Here is a 19,221-nt window from a genome sequence, read left to right as displayed (position 1 = left end):
CATAATATTTCGAAACCTCTGCCAGGGAGAGAGACATTTCTTAGCATGGCATATAGAATTGACTACCAGAGGTATTACAAATTCTGCTTTTTTAATTCCTTTACGGCATAATCTGCAGCACGCGCGGTAAGCGCCATATAGGTAAGTGATGGGTTTTGGGTACCGGTAGAGGTCATACAAGCACCATCAGTCACAAAAACATTCTCACACTCATGCAGTTGATTCCATTCGTTCAACAGCGAAGTTTGGGGATCTTTGCCCATCCGAACGCCTCCCATTTCGTGGATATCAAGACCGGGTGCTTGTTCAGAGTCATTGGTCCGAATATTATTAAACCCAGCTTTAGTATACATTTCCGTAAGCTGTTCAAAAAAATCATCAATCATTTTCTCATCATTCTCATCGTAATCCACAGAAACATTGAGCAGAGGCATACCCCATTCGTCCTGCTCATCCGGATTAAGTTCTACATAATTACTTTCCTTGGGGATCGTTTCACCCATCATGTGCGAACCCACACGCCAGGGGCCCGGCTCCGGATTCAGTAAATTCTCTTTCAGTGATTTCCCTACCCCATTTGTATCTTGATGTGAAGAGCGACTGGCACTGAACCCTGCCGCATATCCTCTCAGAAAATCGGTTTCCTGGCTAAATACATTACGGAACCGTGGAATGTAGCCCCCGTTTGGTCGACGGCCTGATGTTGTTCGGTCCATATAGCCTTCATATTCGGCCGATATTGTAGCCCGATAATTGTGGAAAGCCACATATTTGCCCAACAAACCATTATCGTTACCCAATCCATTTGGAAACCGGTTTGAGGTAGAATTGAGCAAAATCATAGTGCTGTTTAACGCACTGGCGTTAACAAAAATGATGCGGCTGTAAAACTCAATACTTTCTTTGGTCTCTGCATCAATGACCCGAACCCCTGTTGCTCTGCCTTCATCTTCATCATAAATAATGGAATGGACCACAGAGTTTGGTCGCAGCGTCATATTTCCGGTTTTAGCGGCCCAGGGCAGTGTGGAGGAGTTGCTGCTAAAATAAGCTCCAAAGGGACAGCCACGCTGGCAAAGATTTCTATGCAGACATTTGCCCCGCCCCTGCTCCAAATGAATGGGTTGTGGCTCCGTCAAATGAGCGCAGCGACCGATAATCATCGGTCGATCTGGATAATGCTCGGCCATCTGCTCTTTAAAATATTTCTCGACACAGGTGAGGTCCATCGGCGGTAAGAACTCTCCATCAGGAAGCTGAGGGATGCCATCTTCGTTGCCCGAGATGCCTACAAATTTCTCTACCTTGCTATACCACGGGGCTATATCCTCATATCCAATGGGCCATTCAACAGCAAAACCGTCGCGCGCCGGACCTTCAAAGTCATATTTGCTCCAACGCTGTGTTTGGCGGGCCCAAAGCAACGACTTCCCTCCCACTTGGTAGCCTCGAATCCAGTCAAACGGCTTTTTTTGCACATAGGGATGTTCGGTGTCCTTAACAAAAAAGTGGGCTGCGTCTTCATTAAAAGCATAACAGCGGCTGACGATGGGATTTTCGTCCGTAACTTTCTTCGGCATCTCGCCTCGGTGTTTAAACTCCCAGGGATACATATTCGTGGTGGTATAATCTTCGGGATGTTTGACATTTTGCCCTCGTTCCAAGACCAGCGTCTTCAGTCCTTTTTCCGTGAGGTCTTTGGCGGCCCAACCTCCACTCATCCCAGAACCAATCACGATTGCATCATACGTACGATCTTGCTTACTATTTGCCATACTACTATTTGTTTGTGAATTCAAAAACCTGTTCAAAAATATCTGATCCGGTGCCAGCTATTAGAAATGCTTGATGGCTACGAAAGCTTGACACAGCCATCAAAAGAGCCCGGCACTAACTTATACGGTAACTCCTCGGTCATAACATACTGGGAGGTTAAAAATCCCCGTATCGAGTATCGCTTGGTCATGGATAAAAATGGCTCGACAGCCGGGAAGTCAGCATTCGGGGATTCCTTTTCTTCCAACACTTTGGCCATTAAATCTTCTTTCTGCAGTGCGGTACTTTCCGAAAAACTACTTCCAAACTCTTCTTTAAAGAAAGGGTCAAGGTCCTGTAATCCCGTTACAAATAATTGCTGGTCTTCTTCACTCCGGCAGTCATCCACCATAATGAGTACAAACTCATGTAACTTAAGCTCTTTGCCTCCCGGGCTATCGGTCGCGGGAATCATTGTTTCCACAACATCAGCCAACGAGCGTTCTTGATCGGGAGTGATATCCAGATTGTCTAATGCTACCGAAAGCCGCTCTGAATCAAAACTACAGGAAGGTGCTAAAAGAATACCGCCTCCTAAAAGGGCAAGCTGTTTTAATACTGATCTTCTATCCATAATAATCTATGACTTATATCTCTTTTAAGGCTATTTATCAGTTTTCTTTTATCAAACGTTGTTCTTTGTACCGTAACCACGGCTATGATGTCTATCTATAAGCAGCAGAGAGCAAACCGTTGTGAAGAGTTCTCAATACAATGCAAAAAACTTTCACCTAAAATAGGTATAAGATTATTATTTCAAAATATTTATAGGCTAAGTATAACTATCTAAATCATTTTCTAAAGGTTATACGTAATACCTTTCTAACTATGTTATTCATCCCTGCTAATACTGCTGCTCATTATTTAACAGCAGATAACTGGTCTTTACCTCTATTTAAATTTTTCTTGTGTTCCTCGACTATCTTTTTGATATCAGATATGACTTGTGGATGTTTCTTAGCCACATTAAATCGCTCGCCGGGATCCTTCTCCAAATTATATAATTGGGGGATCTTATGTCGTACCCGCCTGTCCCCCTCATAGGCCGACTGGGTAATAAAGTGAGCCTTCCATGGACCTTTGCGTGCGGCATGCAATTTTTTCTCCCGGTAATAGTATACTACTTGTCGTACCTCTTCTTGTTTTCCGGTAAGTACGGGCATCAGATTAATTCCATCAATAATACGGTCTTTCGGATGATCTGCCCCTGCTAAAGCCAGCGATGTACTAAAAAGATCCATGGTAGTAGCCAGCGTCTGGCTGACTTGCCCGGGGGCTATGGTGCCCGGCCACCATGCAATAGCCGGCTCTCGCATGCCGCCCTCCCAAGTAGTGCCTTTTCCATTTCTAAGGAGTCCTGCCGAGCCTCCTTCCTGTTTCTTGACAATCCAAGGGCCATTATCGCTGGTGAAAAATACCAGGGTGTTATCAGCGATACCCAACTCCCTCAACTCATTCAGGATCTTCCCGGTGCTCCAGTCAATTTCTTCAATCACATCACCATACAAACCGCGAGAACTTTTGCCCCGAAATTCTTCGGAAGCATATAATGGCACATGCGGGAAGGTATGGGCCAGGTATAAGAAAAAAGGCTGGTTTCCCTGATCCTGAATAAACGCAATAGATTCCCGAGTATATCGACGAGTTAGTGTCTGCTGTTTCGCCGGCTGCTCAATGATGCTCTTATCCCTCATTAACGGCACTGGGGGGTCTCCTCGCCGCTTCAGGCTCATATCATTGCTGTAGGGAATGCCATAGAAAGTATCGAAACCGTGGTTTGTAGGCAGATAAGAGGGTTCATGCCCAAGGTGCCACTTCCCTATTGCTGCAGTGGCGTATCCCTTTTCTTTTAGAGCTTCAGCAATGGTTATCTCTTTAGCCGGAAGGCCTTTTTCAGAGAATGGAAAAAGAACCCTGAATTTGTCACTCATCATGCCACTGCGAACCGGCAGACGTCCGGTTAACAACGCCGCCCGGCTGGGTGTACAAACAGAAGCTCCCGAATAAAACTGGGTGAACTTTATCCCCTTTGCAGCCATTCGATCAAGTGACGGGGTGCGTATTGTCGGATGGCCGTACACCCCCAAGTCGCCATATCCTAAATCATCTGCAAATATAATTACGATATTGGGCGGATCCGGTTCTGTGGTTACCGCTGCCGCCAGACGGCCGGAAAGTCCAACCATCAAGAATATAATTCCTACCCACAGCTTGAAATCTAGCCTACTGTAATATGCTCTCTGTTTTCCCTCATCTATAAATAGCATACCCCCCCTCTTTATCATTTTAAATTTCAATTATCGTCTTATTTATTTTCACCCAAAATGCTTTTTGAAGCTCTTCGAATATAGTAATCGGTGCCCCATTGTTCATCATGGGCTTGCTCCAACTCCTTAATTTTCACTATCAGGAAATTAGGCAATATTTCTGTATTTAGGGCCTGAATGGTATTTAAAGCTCTCAACTTAACAAAAGTATGCTCATGATTTAATGCTTCTGTGAGCATGCTTAGTGCTTTCCTTTTTTCGCCATAGTTATACAGCGCTTCAGCAATAGCAATGCGAACCGTTACAGAGGAATCTTCTGCATGCTTTAACAGTATTTCCCTATAGGGTTTCGGCTCAGGATTTGCTACAGAAAAAGCCGTAGCTGACCAAAAACGAATAGTCTCATCAGGATGGTTTAGTTTTTGAGACAGGCTATCCAAACCTATTGCGTTGGCCCGGGTCGCCTGATTAGCAACATCGACAATCTCACCAATGGGCACATCATTTGTTCTAACCGCATCATATAACGACCGACCCTGACGGATTGAGTCAATCGTCTCTTCAGGAATAACCCCCAGATCATTCATTTTTTTCATCCAGCTGATATTCTCCTGCCGCATTCTTTTTAAGACACCCCGATATTGGGGATCACCCGCCAAGTTATTGATGTTATGGGGATCAGAGCTAATCTTATACAGCTCCTCGGCTGGTTTTTCTTCAAAGAAACGCTGTTGTACCTCATTTAGATTATTATTCTCATATTCTTCATACCAGCTTTGCATGGAAGGAGCTCGCCACAAATAAGCCAAATGCTGACCATAGATACGGTGCGGCATAAAGTTCCGGACATATAAATATTCTTTGTCCCGTACAGCCCGGATCAGGTCAATGCGTTCATCCATTCGTCCCCGGTAGGCATGCAAGTACTCCCGGGGACGTTCGGCATATTCTCCCAAGAACGGCTTCCCGTGCATATATCCAGGTGGTTCAATACCTGCCAGACTGAGCACCGTAGCCGGGAAATCCACAAAGGAAACCAACCGGTCCGTTCTGTTGGTATCTGGAGCCATATGTTCATATTTCGGAGGGAAGTAAACGATGAGGGGCACATGGAGCCCCGACTCAAACATAAACCGTTTTGATCTGGGGAGCACTCCACCATGATCACTATAATAGAAGATGATCGTATTTTCGGCTTCTCCGGATTCCTTCAGTTCCTCCAGTACTTGCCCTACCTTAGTGTCCAGCTTGGTTACCTGGTCGTAGTAATGCGCCCAGTCGGTCTTAATCTCACTCGTTTCCGGATGATAAGGTGGAATGTTCATTTCATCGGGATCATGAATCAACGTATCTACCGGATCATGCAGTCGACTTTCATGAGTGACCGTGAAGTTGCGTACATGAAAGAACGGCTGCCCCTCTTCACGACTCTCATAATGGGCACTGTCGCTGGATTCGTCCCAGGTTTCCGGCTGATCAACAGTATTATAATCTTTCTTAACGTTATTGGTGGTATAATAGCCTGCTTCCTGCAGATACTTCGGGAAAAATTGGATTTCATCCGGGGTAGGAAAACTGCTGCGCATATTTTCGGTGCCCATCACATTGGCATACAGCCCGGTAATAAGGGTAAACCGTGAAGGAGCGCAGACGGGAGTAGTGGCAAACGCATTTTCATAGACCACGCCCCGTTCGGCCAATCGATCTAAATTCGGGGTATTCGCTAATGAATCGCCATAGGCGCCCAGAAATGGACTGTTATCTTCGCTAGTGATCCACAAAATATTCGGTCTCTCAAAATTCGGCTGCCTCTGGTTGCATCCTAATAGAAGCATCCCGATTACAATCCCAATCCATAGTTTACTACTCCAAACGGTACTCATAATGTTTTCGCTATCTTTTTAATAATATTGCAACCCTTGTTATTCCTTTCAAGAGACTTTTAAAATATTTCGACTCCACTACCTTTCTCAGTGCTTAATCTGGCAACCCGATTAACCGTTGGACAAATGAAGTCAAAGAATGATTTTGCTGCTATTCAATCCCTACTTGGTCTGCCCATTCCCGCCATTTATTTTTTAGCTCACTAACAACCTCAGGCTCCTCATCAGCCATGTTGTTCGTTTCTGTACGATCGGTTTGCATATCAAATAATTGCCATTCCTCCCCCTCGCGAACCAGCTTCCACCTATCGGTGCGTATGGCACTGCCATCACTCCAGTTAAAAAACAGCGGATCTTCGCGTTCAATAGCTTCCCCTTTGAACAAGGGTAATAAACTGATTCCCTCCATCGGATGTACTTGTTCTCCTTTATACTCATCCGGATAGCTCTCCCCGGTAATATCGATTAGCGTGGGCATCAAATCAATAAAGTGAGCAGGTGTACGATTTACAGAACCGCTTTGGGTGATTACAGCTGGCCAGTGGACTATAAAAGGAGTTGCCGTACCGCCCTCATAGGAGTAATTTTTGTAATATCGGAAGGGCGTATTGGCTACGTTAGCCCAATCTTCTTTGAGCGACGACCAGCGGGTCATGGATCCAATGGGACCATCGCCGATGCTGACCACCTCTGCTGATGCTCCATTATCAGAGGCAAACAGAAACAGAGTATTTTCCCACTCACCCATCTGCTGAATTTGATCTATGAGGCGCCCGATATTCTGGTCCATTCGGTCGATCATCGCGGCATACACCTGCATGCGGCGCACTTGGTCGGCTTGGGCCGAGTCGCTCAGGGTATTCCACTTTAGGTAGGTGGGCTCAGACCTTGGGTAACGATCATTTAATAGACCTGATTCCTGCTGCCGCTTGTACCGCGCCTGCGCGATGGCTTCATAGCCTTTATCATAAACGCCCTCATATTTATTTATCGCTTCTTCCGGTGCCTGCAGGGGATCATGTGGAGCCTGATAAGCCAAGTAGAGCAGGAAAGGCTTTTCCTCATCTTTATACTCATTCAGCAGATCCAATGACCAGTCCGTCCAGCTTTCGGTAGAATAGTAGTCGACCGATGGTGTAAATGGTTGTTCAATATCACCATCGAAAGCAAACACCCGCTCGCCATAACGTTTTTGTGCCGGCATCGGTTCGCCTTCGCGCTGCAAGCCCGGATTAAAGTAATTGGCGGCCCCATCGCGTAAGCCCCGATAATGGTCGAATCCCCAGTTATACGGATTATCGGTACCATGATGCTTACCCACAAACATGGTTCGATAGCCCGCCCTTTTTAATACTTCTCCAATCATTACGGAGTTATGAAAGGTTTCAGGACGGTCGTGCATATTGCTCTGCTGGGCATATATTCCGGTAAGCAATGTGGCCCTGGAAGGAAAACATTTGCTGGTATTATGCATTTGCGTAAATCGAATACCATTGTGGGCCAGCTTATCCAAGTGGGGCGTTTTTATCTCCGAGCCATAGGCGCCAATATCCGAATAGCCCAAATCATCAGCCAAAACCAACACAATGTTGGGCTGCGAAACATCGGTTGCTTTTTCCGTCGGTGGACTGCTGCAAGCCACTAATAAATACGAGAATAACAGCAATAATATCCCTATTCGATTTATTCCCATATCGACTACATACTTTTGTAAGTCATCATCAACAAGCAAGAATACCCGCTAATAATTGTCTTTTAGTATTGCATTACTCTTTATGATATAAATACTCCACGCCAATTTCTTCTTTCTCTATGCCGGGTCCCTGCCACGATAATTTTAAAGCAGGGGCTCTCTGCGATCCGTGCGCATACGTAATTTTTACAGGATGGTGGCCCTTTTCCAGCTGAATGGTGCCAGAAATTTCGGTTCCCGGCTCGTACCCTTTATCTGCATCAATGAGGGTTGCCTGGTGAATATGCATCACGGCTCCGCGATCTGCTGAGAGGCTAAACGAATATGATCCGGTTTCGGGTATTTTTATGAACCCATCAAAGGCAATGATGAAATCATGATTCTGATTCCGGATGCTTAGATCAAAGGTTTTACTGGTGCCTGATCGCAGAGGCTTTTGTTTAATCGATGTCACATCGGGCGTCCACGGCGCAGCTACATTATAAAGGTCATAGGAAATACCAGGCTCCATATTTTCTGGTGTATCTACAGCGGGAACGGCCACATCATCGTACGGCCGTTTAGCTGTGGAGTCCGGCCTTCGCATTCGAAGCACTTTGGCTTTCATACGCTGTTGAAGGTCTTCAAATTCTGGACTGCTACCAGCTAAGTTGTTCTCTTCTCCAGGATCTTCGATGGTATCATAAATTCGAAAATCGTCCTCTGCCGACTGAATATTATGACGAATGCCTTTATACCCATCAAGATATACAACCTGCATCTGACCACGGCGTTGCCCTCTATGAGAAGAATCAAACTCCTCATAGTTTGGAGTTTGCCCTCCTACCTGGTATTCGGAATATACTACTCCATCATGAGCTTCTTTCTCTCCTGTAAGCAAAGGTACTAACGAGGCTCCATCGGTTCGCGCCGGGGCAGGCACCCCGGCCAAGTCCGCAAAGGTTGGTAGCCAGTCATGGAAACCACTGGGAGTGTTATCCACTCTGCCCTCCGGAATATGTCCAGGCCAGTGAGCAATGGTTGGTACGCGTAAACCACCCTCCCAAGTGTCTCGTTTTATGCCGTCCAACGGACCAAAACTATCAAAAAATGTTGGGTTGAAATTTCCGTATCCATAAGATTCCCGATGCGGACCGTTGTCCGAGCTAAAGACAATCAGCGTATTTTGAGCAATATCCAGATCTTTAAGCAGCTGCTGGATATCTGCCACTCCATTATCAATACGGCGAACCATGCTGGCAAAACGCTTATATGGCATCGGCCAGTCTTGGTCCCGGTAATCCGGGTGAATATAATCGTCAATCGTACTGTCAGCGGCATTAATAAAGTGGTCTTTTTCTCCAATCCACTGGACCCCACCCTCCAGACCGCCACCCTCAGGATACGGCGAAGGAGCTACCTGCAAACCGGCATGGGGTGTATCGTATGCTAAGTACAAGAAAAACGGTTGATCCGGCTGCTGATCTTGACTATCCGAAATCCATTTTTTGGACGCCGCGGTAAAAAGGTCAGCAGTATAAACGCCACGAAGCTGCTCAGATATCTCTTCACTGCCCGAATAGAGTTCCATCTCGGGTCGATCAGCTGCTTTATGTGCAGGATAGTGATTATGTCCATCGACGTGACGAACATAGCCAAAGAAGTGATCGAAGCCCCGCTTGGTGGGATACGCTTCCCAGCTTTCGGGGCTATCGCCGGCCCGTCCCTGCAGCCCCCATTTGCCTACAATGCCCGTCCGGTAGCCTGCCGCCTTCAACACCGAGGCAAGATTATGATTATCCGATAAAGCCTTATCAAACTGATTATTACGCACATTGGCATGTCCCTGATGTACGCCCTGTAAAAGAGAAGCACGTGAAGGTGCGCAGACCGGTGCCCCAACATAGTGCCGGGTTAAGAGTATACTCTCGTTGGCAAGCTGATCCAGGTTAGGCGTTTGATGAAAAGGTTGCCCCTGCTCTTTCCTCTTATTTTGAAAAGTGATCCCCAAATCTCCATAGCCCAGATCATCGGTGAGGATGAAAATGATATTCGGCGAGGACTTATTTTCCTTTTTTTCAGATGCTGATTCCTGGCAAGCTGTAATCCCTGAGAGGAGTACCATTCCTGCCAATACATACCAACTTTTTTTCAGCCCGGAGGTTATCATCCCTATTAATCCCATAGAATATTCAAAAGAGTTTTCAAAAGAACCCTAAAAAGCATTACCGATAACTTTTGGATTCTTTTGCCCATTAGCCCCGATTATCGGTCCCCTTTTGACCAATTAAGCAACATTAGAATTTACGGGCATTATAATATCATAGGATCATGTGAATGGCAAGTGCCGGATATTGCACCTTCAATAAAAGCTGTTTCTTACACGGTCCAGTCAGAGAGCCAAGCCATGAGATTATCAGTCCATATCTCCAGCTTTGGATCGCCCAGCCCCATTCCTACCCCGTGCGGGCCATTTGAAAAGACGTGCAGGTCGACCGGCACATCGTGATCGACACAAGCCTGAGCATATAGCATACTGTTTTGAACAGGCACGCCAGAATCATCCGCCGTATGGAAAAGGAAAGCCGGTGGAGACTCTTCTGTTACCTGCTTATGATTCGAAAGCTGTTCTTGCATCTCCGGATCCGGATTTTCTCCAAGCAGTGCGTGCAACGATCCCTCGTGCGTATATTTCCCCATCGATATGACGGGATAGCCCAAAATAACGCGCTGTGCCTCTGCGCTGTAGGTGCCCACTAAATCATCTTCGGGCTCTTCATACAGGTCGGGCTGTGTAGCTACAGTCGAAGCCAGATGTCCACCGGCACTGAACCCCATAATGCCTATTCGTTCGGGATCAATTTGATACTGGTCCGCATCCCGGCGCAGAATACGCATGGCCCGACAAGCATCGGCATAGGGCCCCGGATACCCATCCGGATGCACCCGGTAGGTCAAAACTGCGCTGACGATTCCATGCATAGCTAAGAGGCGGGCAAACGGTCGACCCTCATGCAGGGCCTGAACATGATAACCCCCTCCCGGGCAGATAAGGACAGCTGGCAAACGCTCATTATCATCGGAGCGCAAATTGGGTTGATAAACCTCAATTTTAGGGCGATAATCCGGATTACTGCCGTTGTTTTCCGATCCATCCTCCCAAAGGTAGGTCACTTCTGTCTCTGGAGCTACTCTGTTTTCTTTTTCTGTAGGCTCTGCCTGCAGATCTTTCCACCCTGCCCAGCTGCTTATTCCTGCTCCTCCAAAAAGAAGCGACAGTTTTTTGAGAAACGCTTTTCGCTGAATATCAGACATAGCTTATACTTTGAGTTTAGAATCGGTTAGCTGTTTAGGAAATCCTCCCGCAGCGGAGTAAAACTATCGATCAGTCGAACCTTCTCGGTCAATAGTTGAATGGTATGCTCTTTGCCGGAAGGAATATAAAACATATCCCCGGCTTTAAGATGTTGGTCTTCTTCCCCTTCGCAAAACAGAATGATTTTTCCTTCCGCCACATAACAGGTTTGCTCATGAGGATGCGAATGCGGGGGCTCAGGCTCTGACCATGGTCCGTTGGTGAAATCGATCAGGACCGTCATCAATTCATCAGTATGAATTATTTTTCGTTCCACACCTTCTTTTAACTGCTCTGCAGGCGTCTCATCAAATTTTAAAACAGGCATTATCTTCTTTTTTATTTATAGATAGCTTTACAAGCCTTGACTTACAAAGCTCTCTGCTAATTTTATTTTTTACAAAGGATTCCAGCCTCTAAATATGTTTTCGAGGCTATATATTTGGGCTTCTTCTTTGGATAACTGCTGTGCCCATTCCACACGTTGATCCGGTTTGTACCCGGGACCTTGGTTTTCGTATTCAGCATACAAAACGGTTTGCTCATTCTTGGGATCACCCCAGTTGTCCCATCCTGCTGGAATGATATGATTTCCCAGCCAAGAGTTTATAAACACCGTTTGAGCATATTTACGCCACGGTCGACCCAGGTACACTTCTGAAACATCAGAATCTGCCGTTAACTTACAATCCATAAACACAAAACCAAATGGCTGGTTTTTGGGCGTAGAGGCCGCCGTTATATACGAATTAGATGTACTGTGGATGGTGCTGTTTTCAAACACCACGGTGGCCTGACCAAAAATGAAGTCTGTGGTCCCCTCGATATATGAATTCTTGAAATACTGCCGGAACCCTTCGCCCGCCAGGTAGATCGTATCCTGGTTACCCAAGAATCGACAGTTTTCAAACACAGCACGATCAGCCTCCACATGAAGAGCCACAGCCTGTCCTACCGGACCGGCTGTATTCTGTACCGTTAAATTTTTGGCCTGGAAACCATTTCCCTGAACAAGCAAGGTATAAGTGAAGAACGTACTGTTGCGACCGCGATCTATTTTATCAAAGTAATCATCGTAAGTGATAATCGTTTTATCTTTACTTTCTCCGACAAATGTTAACTTGGGGTTCCAGGCGTGCACCTTCACTTTTTCTCGATAGACCCCATTTTTGATATGGATAGTTATACGCTCATAGGGAAACGACTTGGAGGCATCAACTGCGGCCTGGATGGAGCGGTAATCCCCGCTTCCATCCTTCGCTACGGTCATTTCCATCTTGTACTGTGCCGTTGCCTTATCCACAGCGATGCCGTACAGCAGGCCGATTACAAGCACAATCGTCATCCATCGAAATACTACCTTTACGCTATCTATCTGTCTCATAAACTGGGTACGTAGATTTCTTTTATTCAACAATCACATTGTCGGATGTTTCATCGGCAAGCTCAACTTGCTCTTCCGATATATTGCCAAGCGAAACAGCACCGGAATATTCTCCTTCCACAAATACAGGCGTTCCTTCCGCCTTGTCGTTAAGCGTCACATTTTGGAGGTTCAATTCATACACATCATCGACCACCAGAGCGCGCTCTCCGGAACTGATACTCACATTATGGAGCTTCAGATTTTTAACACGGGTGATACGGGCACCCTTTTCGGCATTTACAACACTTACATTCTCCAGCGTAATATTTTCCAGCCATTTTTCGGGTAGCCCTACCAGCTCGATAGGCTCCGGTACGCCGTCAATCTGGATATTGCGGATATCGATATTTCTAATAGCGGGAGCCGGACCAGTAATGCCGGGACCTGAATAATAAGAGTTAAAGTTGATGGCCTGGCTCTCAACGTCTTTCATTGTGATATCGCGCACATAAATATTTTCGATCACATTGCCACGGCCCCGCTCGGTCTTAAAGCGGATGCCCCGATCAGTACCCTCAAAATGGGCATCATGCACATACACATTCTTGATGCCACCAGAGGTTTCACTTCCAAAAACAATACCACCACTACCGGTGCGTACATTGCGTGCTTCAAAATTCCGTACAACGATATTCTGGGTGGGAATATCAATTTTCAGGGCTTCTTCATTAACACCGGATTTCAACACCACGGCATCATCCCCGGTCTGGAAATGATTATATTCTACCAATACATCGCTTGCGGAGTCGAGTACCACGCCGTCTCCGTTGGGTGCCCGCAGACTGTTGACCGTCACATCCCGAACGATGGCTTTATTGCTGTATAACAGGTGTACGTTCCACATCGGAGAATCTTTAAGCGTAATTCCTTCCATGAGAATATTTTCCGATTTCCAGAAGATCATAAAATGGGGACGCATGCCTTCGAGTCCGGCTCCTTTTCCATAGTTACGTCGCGATAAAGGCACTTTCGTAACTTCCGTGCGGTCTCCGAAATCCTTTCCCTCGGCCCACTCCCACCAGTGGTCGCCTTGTCCGTCAAAAGTACCTTTGCCGGTCACAGCAACATTATTCAGCTTGTAGGCATAAATCATGGGCGAATAATTGTAGGCTTCTACCCCTTCATACCGTTGACGAACCACGGGCAGATAGTCTTCTTTGTCTTCACTGAAATAAACCGTGGCTCCCTCAGCAACATGCAGATTGATATTGCTCATCAGGTGGATGGGACCAGATAACCAGTCGCCTTCCGGAATGAGCACACGTCCACCACCAGCCTGGTGAGCAGCTTCGATGGCCCGATGGATGGCCGCCGTATTCTTGAAAGAATCATCCCCTTTCATCTGCTGGGCGCCATAATCCCTGATATCAAAGGTCTGATCCGGAATAGAAGGACGCTGCAGATCGGCTACCTCGAAAGGAGCATCGATGGGGGCAATCTCTTGCGGAACCTGCTGCCCCTGCGTCCACCCTGTGGTGGCAAAACCAATTGTCAGTATTAATGCAAAGAGCAGTGTATATCTTTTTCTGATGTTTATAATTGAAGAAAACATATGCTTGTCAGTTAATGTTGGATGTTGTTATTCTCGTGGAATTTCTGTGCTACTGATTGTCAATATGAGCCGCCAGATCCAGCCCGAGCTCTTCGATGCCATGTAGAACCAACTGCGCCATCTTTCTTGCGCCGTATTCATTAAAATGGGTATTATCTTCACGTCCATCGGGATAATGGGGGTTTTCGCCCGGCTCCAGATGGTTGTAAAGAAATCTGGAATCGTCTGGACCTAACTCGCGTAGTAACTGTTGGCTCTGGCTATCAATATCAAGAAATGGCACTTCCAGTTTTACAGCGACATCTTCTGCTAAATCTGAATATTGTTGGTGGGTATCCAAAAGCTTTCCATTTTCATCAAAATGACGACGGGCCGTGGGACTTAAAAGTACCGGTTGGGCGCCCCGTCCTCTGGTTTCAGTTACATATTGAGCAAGATTGGCCTGAAACTGCTGCGGCGTAGTGGACTGTTCCTTACTCAGCACTTCATCATTATGGCCAAATTGTATAAAAACATAATCACCTTTGGATAACTGGTTGACAATAGGTTTCCAGCGGCCTTCCTCCAGAAACGTACGAGTGCTACGGCCATTCCGAGCATGATTTTCTACGACTATTTCATCATCAAAATAGTATTGAAAAGGCATGCCCCAACCCGTCTCTGGATAGGCTTCCACCGCTTTATCGGACATGGTGGAGTCGCCAATGAGATAGACAGTGACTGTATCCGATGGAGGCACCGCAGCTATACTGGTTAATCCAATCAGCAATATAAAAGTTAAAAGGTAACTGTATTTATTTCTCATAACTTTGAATGTAGCTCTTCGTTTTTCTTTTAGTTCCTCGCATCATTAATTCTTTTTGATAACTTCCGATGTATCAACATTGGGCCCGACACTAATATTTTCGGTAGTATTTACAAAGGTACCTCCCGATATATCAATTGACTCAATAAAGGGACCTTCGACCCGAACTCCAATATTTTCATCTCCTTGCGCAACAAATCCTAATCGCGTCTGTTCCATATTCAAATTATGGGCGTTATTTAAATACAGGATATGTCCTTCGTTTACGCGAATATTCACATTCTTCATGCTAATCTGATCGGTGTCCATGATCATGCCGCCCCGCTGTGCCGTCAGCTCTACATTTTCGATGCTTATATTTTGAACGTTCATTTCAGGAAGCCCCTGTATCCAGAAGGCGGTTTGAGAGTCGTACGAATAGATATTCTTGATCCGGACATTCCTAAACCTCGGGGTTTCCTTATTGACTTCCGGAATCTGCTCACTGGCCTTCTTTTTGTCAACCACTTCAACTTTTTGATTGGGTGATGGCGCCTCGCCATCGTAATATAAATTAAACCGGATCGGCTCGGTCACAATATCCTGCATGTAAATATTATGGATATCAATATTATCCACCACACCTCCACGGCCTCGCGTACTCTTAAAACGAATGCCCACATCCGTACCGATAAAGTTCATATCCGACACCGCAATATTGCGTACGCCACCCGACATCTCGCTTCCGACTACAAATCCGCCGTGGGCTTTGTACACCGTATTTTCCCGAATAATCACATTCTCGGTGGGCCTTCCGCGCCGACGACCGTCTCCATTTTTTCCCGATTTAATGCATATCGCGTCATCCCCCACCTCAAAGCTGTTATTATAAATCACTGCATTCTTAACGGATGACAGATCAAGTCCATCTCCATTTAACGCATACGATGGATTTCTCACCGTAAGATTCCGTAGAATAACATTCTCACTCATCAACGGATTTAGGTTCCATGCCGGCGAATTCTGAAAGGTTGGCCCGTCGAGCAGCACATTTTTGCTCTCCCGGATACTCACCATTACCGGACGAAGGAAATCCTTTACTTCTTCAAAATCTGCCTTGGTCTTCCGGTCTTGGGGCACGTTGAAATTTCCGGGATCTCCTCGCAGCGACTCTTCGGTGGGGTACCAGGTCCGCCCATCCTCGGTGAGTACGCCGCCGGAGTCCACCCAGCGCTGCCACTGTTTTTCGGTGAGTTCATCCCGACTGACGGGCCGCCATGCATCTCCAGAGCCATCAAAAATACCTTCCCCGGTGATGGCTACATTCTCGAGCCCCTTGCCATAAATGGGCGACATGGCTCGCCAGGTATCAAGCCCTTCGAAGACCGTCTCTACCAGCGGATACAGATCGAAATCTTCGCTAAATCGTACCAGCGCCCCTTTCTCAACGTGCAGATTGATGTTGCTTTCTAAAATAATGGGACCCGTTTTCCATATTCCTCGTGGGATGACCACACGTCCGCCTCCCTGCTCAGCCACATGATCAATGGCTTTTCGGATGGCATCGGTATTGAGTGTATTGCCATCCGGTACCGCCCCGAACTCTTCAATACTGACTGAGTAGTCTGGGAATTGCGGCACCTGAATTTTGGGCATATCAAAAGAGATATCCTCATAAAAAGATGCCGGAACCGATTTAAAATAATCCTGTTCTTCCAACTGCTGGCTCGTTAAAGTATCTACCAACACAGTGGTAAAGAATAAAAAGAGAAATAATATTGAAAAACGAGATTTCACTGCTTTAGTCAATTTGATATTTCGTATTTCGGTGTTAATCGGCTTGAATAAACCCCAGCTCTTTAAGCCATGCTCTACACAAGTCCGTCCACTGCTTCGTGGATCCGGGATTCCCGACCAATCCAATTTCATGGCCACCCCGAGGGAAGATATGGATGCTGGAACGGCTCACTCCGTGGTCTAATAATGCCTGGTAAAACTGCAGACTATTCTGTGGCGGAACAGCCTGGTCATTGGCTGCATGTACCAGAAAAGCGGGTGGAGTTTGATTAGTCACTTGAAACTCATTCGAATACTCTCGGACCAATTCTTCCGAAGGATTCGGTCCCAAAAGATTTTCTCGACTCCCTTCATGGGTATGTTCTCCAAGGGTAATGACCGGTGAAATCAAGATCATAAAATTTGGCTGATAGGAATAATGATCCAGGGAGTCACCAACGGAGGAAACATCTTGTTTATGGGTGCCTATAGTGGAGGCTACGTGTCCTCCCGAGGAGGTCCCCAGCACGCCTACCCTCTCCGGATCTATTTGCCACTCCTCAGCCCGGGCCCGCACAATACGCATGGCCCGCTGGGCATCCTGTAAAGGTGTTATCTGTGGTTTTTTGAGATCCCGTGAATTGGGTAGCCTGTAGTTCACTACAAAAGCAGATACCCCAATGGTATTAAACCACTTAGCCAATTGAAACCCACCCAGATCGTAGGTTAAATGATGGTAGCCTCCGCCGGGAAATATAACCACCGCGGCTCCGGTATTTTCCTCCTTGGCAGGCACAAAAGTATGCATCCGCGGATATTTGATGGCGTAAATGCGGTCATTGTACACGCTGTCTTCCAAAGCCATTTTTTTTGAATTGGGCAATGCATTCTCTGGCCATAGCGGGATGATATCCTGTGCCAATGTTGGTATAACACCAACCATGCACAGTATAAAAGTGCAAAAAAGCCTGGCTATATTCTGGGGTATCAGCATGCCTGAGGATTAATCATTTTCTGTTATGCGGAACCAGTCGAAATCCACGAAGCCGGAGTCATAATTTTCGTACGGACGCGAGGCAAACAGTCCTACTTTGGCCCCGATCCAGCCGCCGGGACGTGCTTTAAAAGCCTCGCCAAACGGTTGAAAGGTTTCTCCATCCGTGCTATAGCTAAAACGGCTCTGCACGTCCCCTTTCTCGCCGCTCACCTGCACGCGAAACCAGAGCTGATTGGTATCCACATATTCTCCGGCTACTTCTTGCTCCTCCCCGCCGTTATCGGCCTCATGGGCCACCGTTTGAGCAAGGTATAATCCATCTTCCTTGTCGGTCACCGATAAGTAGGAGTAATCGCGTCCCATGATGGTCAGTCCGGTTTTTCCACCCACTTCTTCATCAGAAGGCTGAAAATTCAGCTTGGTCGTAGCCGTAAAAGCCTGTGCCGGGAACTTCTGCAGCAACAGATGCGGCACGTCCCAATAGTTGGTAAAGTCTTCGGGCAACTTGGAAGTATAAAGTCTCAGCTTGCTTTCATTGCCGTGTGGAAATCCCCAGTAGACTTCCGGATTAGCATGCCATTGCCATTGCAAACCCAGCGAGTTGGAGTCAAACTCATCTGAATCCGGCGGCGTCTGGATGGGGTAGTCTTGTCCCACATCCGGTTTCTCATGCCTGGTGACCGGCTCGCCGATCCCGTCATCATTTGTATCTTCGCCCATCATCGGCCAGCCATCTTCCCAGTGGACCGGATTCAGGTGCACGATTCGCCCGTAAGCCCCTTGATCACTGAAGTGCACAAACCATGACTCTCCGGTTTGCGTCTCCACCATCCCGCCCTGGTGTGGTCCGTTGATATCGGTATTGCCCTGGTGCATGACGATCTTTTCCTTATAAGGTCCCATCGGATTCTTCGAGCGCATGGCCAGCTGCCAGCCAAATTCTACGCCACCGGCCGGCGCCAGGATGTAGTAATAGTCTCCTCGTTTATAAAACTTAGGCCCTTCCACCGTTGGATGTTCGTCATGTCCGTCAAAGGCCAGTACCGGCTCGCCTATCAGCTCCGTTCCATCGGGCTTCATCTCCTGCACAACCAACAGGCTGTTGATGCCGGCCCGGCTACGAGCAAAAGCATGCACCAGGTACGCCTTGCCGTCATCATCCCACAGCGGCGAAGAATCAATAAGTCCTTTTCCCTTTTTAACCAACGTTGGCTTTGACCACTCCCCGGCCGGATCATCAGCCTTTACCATATAGATGCCAAAATCAGGATCACCCCAGTAGATATAAAATTCGCCATCATGGTATCGGAAACTGGGCGCCCAGACGCCTTCCTCATGGCGTGGCGTTTTAAAATGCTCTTTGGGATACAGACGCGGCAGTGCATGGTTAATGAGTTCCCAGTTGACCAAATCCTTGGAATGCAGTATAGGCAGTCCCGGAACGGCATTAAAACTGGAAGCCGTCATGTAGTAGTCATCACCTACACGCACCACGTCCGGGTCGGAGTAGTCGGCATGAAGAATGGGATTGGTATAGGTGCCGTCTCTGTTATCGGCCACCCAGACGTCAGATACATAACGATCCTCGGAGGATTCCTGTGCCTGAACAAACACTGGATTAATCAGTAGCGTAAGCAATACTAGTGTGGCCCCAAGCCTTAAAGGTAACATCTTAGAAAGCCACGGGCTGTAAT

At 47.0% G+C, this 19,221-nt stretch carries 14 protein-coding genes; all 14 read right to left on the bottom strand.

Annotated elements, in window-relative coordinates:
* Positions 1-74: 74 nt before the first annotated feature.
* The gene (locus J6I44_RS07015) at positions 75-1,775 is read right to left on the bottom strand and encodes a GMC oxidoreductase (protein ID WP_265765325.1); all 1,701 of its coding nucleotides are present in this window, start codon (positions 1,773-1,775) and stop codon (positions 75-77) included.
* Between the two features lie 77 nt (positions 1,776-1,852).
* Positions 1,853-2,389 (bottom strand): gluconate 2-dehydrogenase subunit 3 family protein, encoded by a 537-nt coding sequence (locus J6I44_RS07010; protein ID WP_265765324.1) that lies wholly within the window; start codon positions 2,387-2,389, stop codon positions 1,853-1,855.
* A 286-nt stretch (positions 2,390-2,675) separates the two neighbouring features.
* The gene (locus J6I44_RS07005; RefSeq protein WP_265765323.1) at positions 2,676-4,082 is read right to left on the bottom strand and encodes a sulfatase family protein; all 1,407 of its coding nucleotides are present in this window, start codon (positions 4,080-4,082) and stop codon (positions 2,676-2,678) included.
* A gap of 38 nt (positions 4,083-4,120) precedes the next feature.
* The gene (locus J6I44_RS07000) at positions 4,121-5,863 is read right to left on the bottom strand and encodes a sulfatase-like hydrolase/transferase (RefSeq protein ID WP_265765322.1); all 1,743 of its coding nucleotides are present in this window, start codon (positions 5,861-5,863) and stop codon (positions 4,121-4,123) included.
* A gap of 253 nt (positions 5,864-6,116) precedes the next feature.
* Positions 6,117-7,658: an arylsulfatase gene (locus tag J6I44_RS06995; protein ID WP_265765321.1), complete on the bottom strand. Its 1,542-nt coding sequence runs from the start codon at positions 7,656-7,658 to the stop codon at positions 6,117-6,119.
* 73 nt (positions 7,659-7,731) lie between these two features.
* Positions 7,732-9,822: a sulfatase-like hydrolase/transferase gene (locus tag J6I44_RS06990; protein ID WP_265765320.1), complete on the bottom strand. Its 2,091-nt coding sequence runs from the start codon at positions 9,820-9,822 to the stop codon at positions 7,732-7,734.
* A gap of 194 nt (positions 9,823-10,016) precedes the next feature.
* Positions 10,017-10,952, bottom strand: coding sequence for an alpha/beta hydrolase (locus J6I44_RS06985; protein ID WP_265765318.1), 936 nt, complete (start codon positions 10,950-10,952; stop codon positions 10,017-10,019).
* 26 nt (positions 10,953-10,978) lie between these two features.
* Complete coding sequence (locus tag J6I44_RS06980) at positions 10,979-11,320, bottom strand: cupin domain-containing protein (RefSeq protein ID WP_265765317.1); 342 nt, start codon at positions 11,318-11,320, stop codon at positions 10,979-10,981.
* Between the two features lie 69 nt (positions 11,321-11,389).
* A complete protein-coding gene (locus J6I44_RS06975) occupies positions 11,390-12,268 on the bottom strand; it encodes a pectinesterase family protein (RefSeq protein WP_350356682.1) in 879 nt (292 codons plus the stop codon).
* 130 nt (positions 12,269-12,398) lie between these two features.
* Positions 12,399-13,970 carry a glycosyl hydrolase family 28 protein gene (locus J6I44_RS06970; RefSeq protein WP_265765315.1) on the bottom strand — a complete coding sequence of 524 codons (1,572 nt, stop codon included), beginning with the start codon at positions 13,968-13,970 and terminating at the stop codon, positions 12,399-12,401.
* Positions 13,971-14,019: 49 nt separating this feature from the next.
* The gene (locus tag J6I44_RS06965; RefSeq protein WP_265765314.1) at positions 14,020-14,775 is read right to left on the bottom strand and encodes a rhamnogalacturonan acetylesterase; all 756 of its coding nucleotides are present in this window, start codon (positions 14,773-14,775) and stop codon (positions 14,020-14,022) included.
* Positions 14,776-14,820: 45 nt separating this feature from the next.
* Entirely contained in the window at positions 14,821-16,551 is a 1,731-nt protein-coding gene (locus tag J6I44_RS06960) for a glycoside hydrolase family 28 protein (RefSeq protein ID WP_265765313.1), read from the bottom strand.
* Between the two features lie 34 nt (positions 16,552-16,585).
* A complete protein-coding gene (locus J6I44_RS06955) occupies positions 16,586-17,395 on the bottom strand; it encodes an alpha/beta hydrolase (RefSeq protein ID WP_265765312.1) in 810 nt (269 codons plus the stop codon).
* 138 nt (positions 17,396-17,533) lie between these two features.
* A complete protein-coding gene (locus J6I44_RS06950; protein ID WP_434084230.1) occupies positions 17,534-19,198 on the bottom strand; it encodes a glycoside hydrolase family 43 protein in 1,665 nt (554 codons plus the stop codon).
* Positions 19,199-19,221: the final 23 nt, after the last annotated feature.

Source organism: Fodinibius salsisoli (assembly GCF_026229185.1).
Classification (GTDB): Bacteria; Bacteroidota; Rhodothermia; order Balneolales; family Balneolaceae; genus Fodinibius; species Fodinibius salsisoli.
The sequence above is the reverse complement of the archived record's forward strand: the minus strand, read 5'-3'. Positions and strand labels throughout refer to the sequence as shown.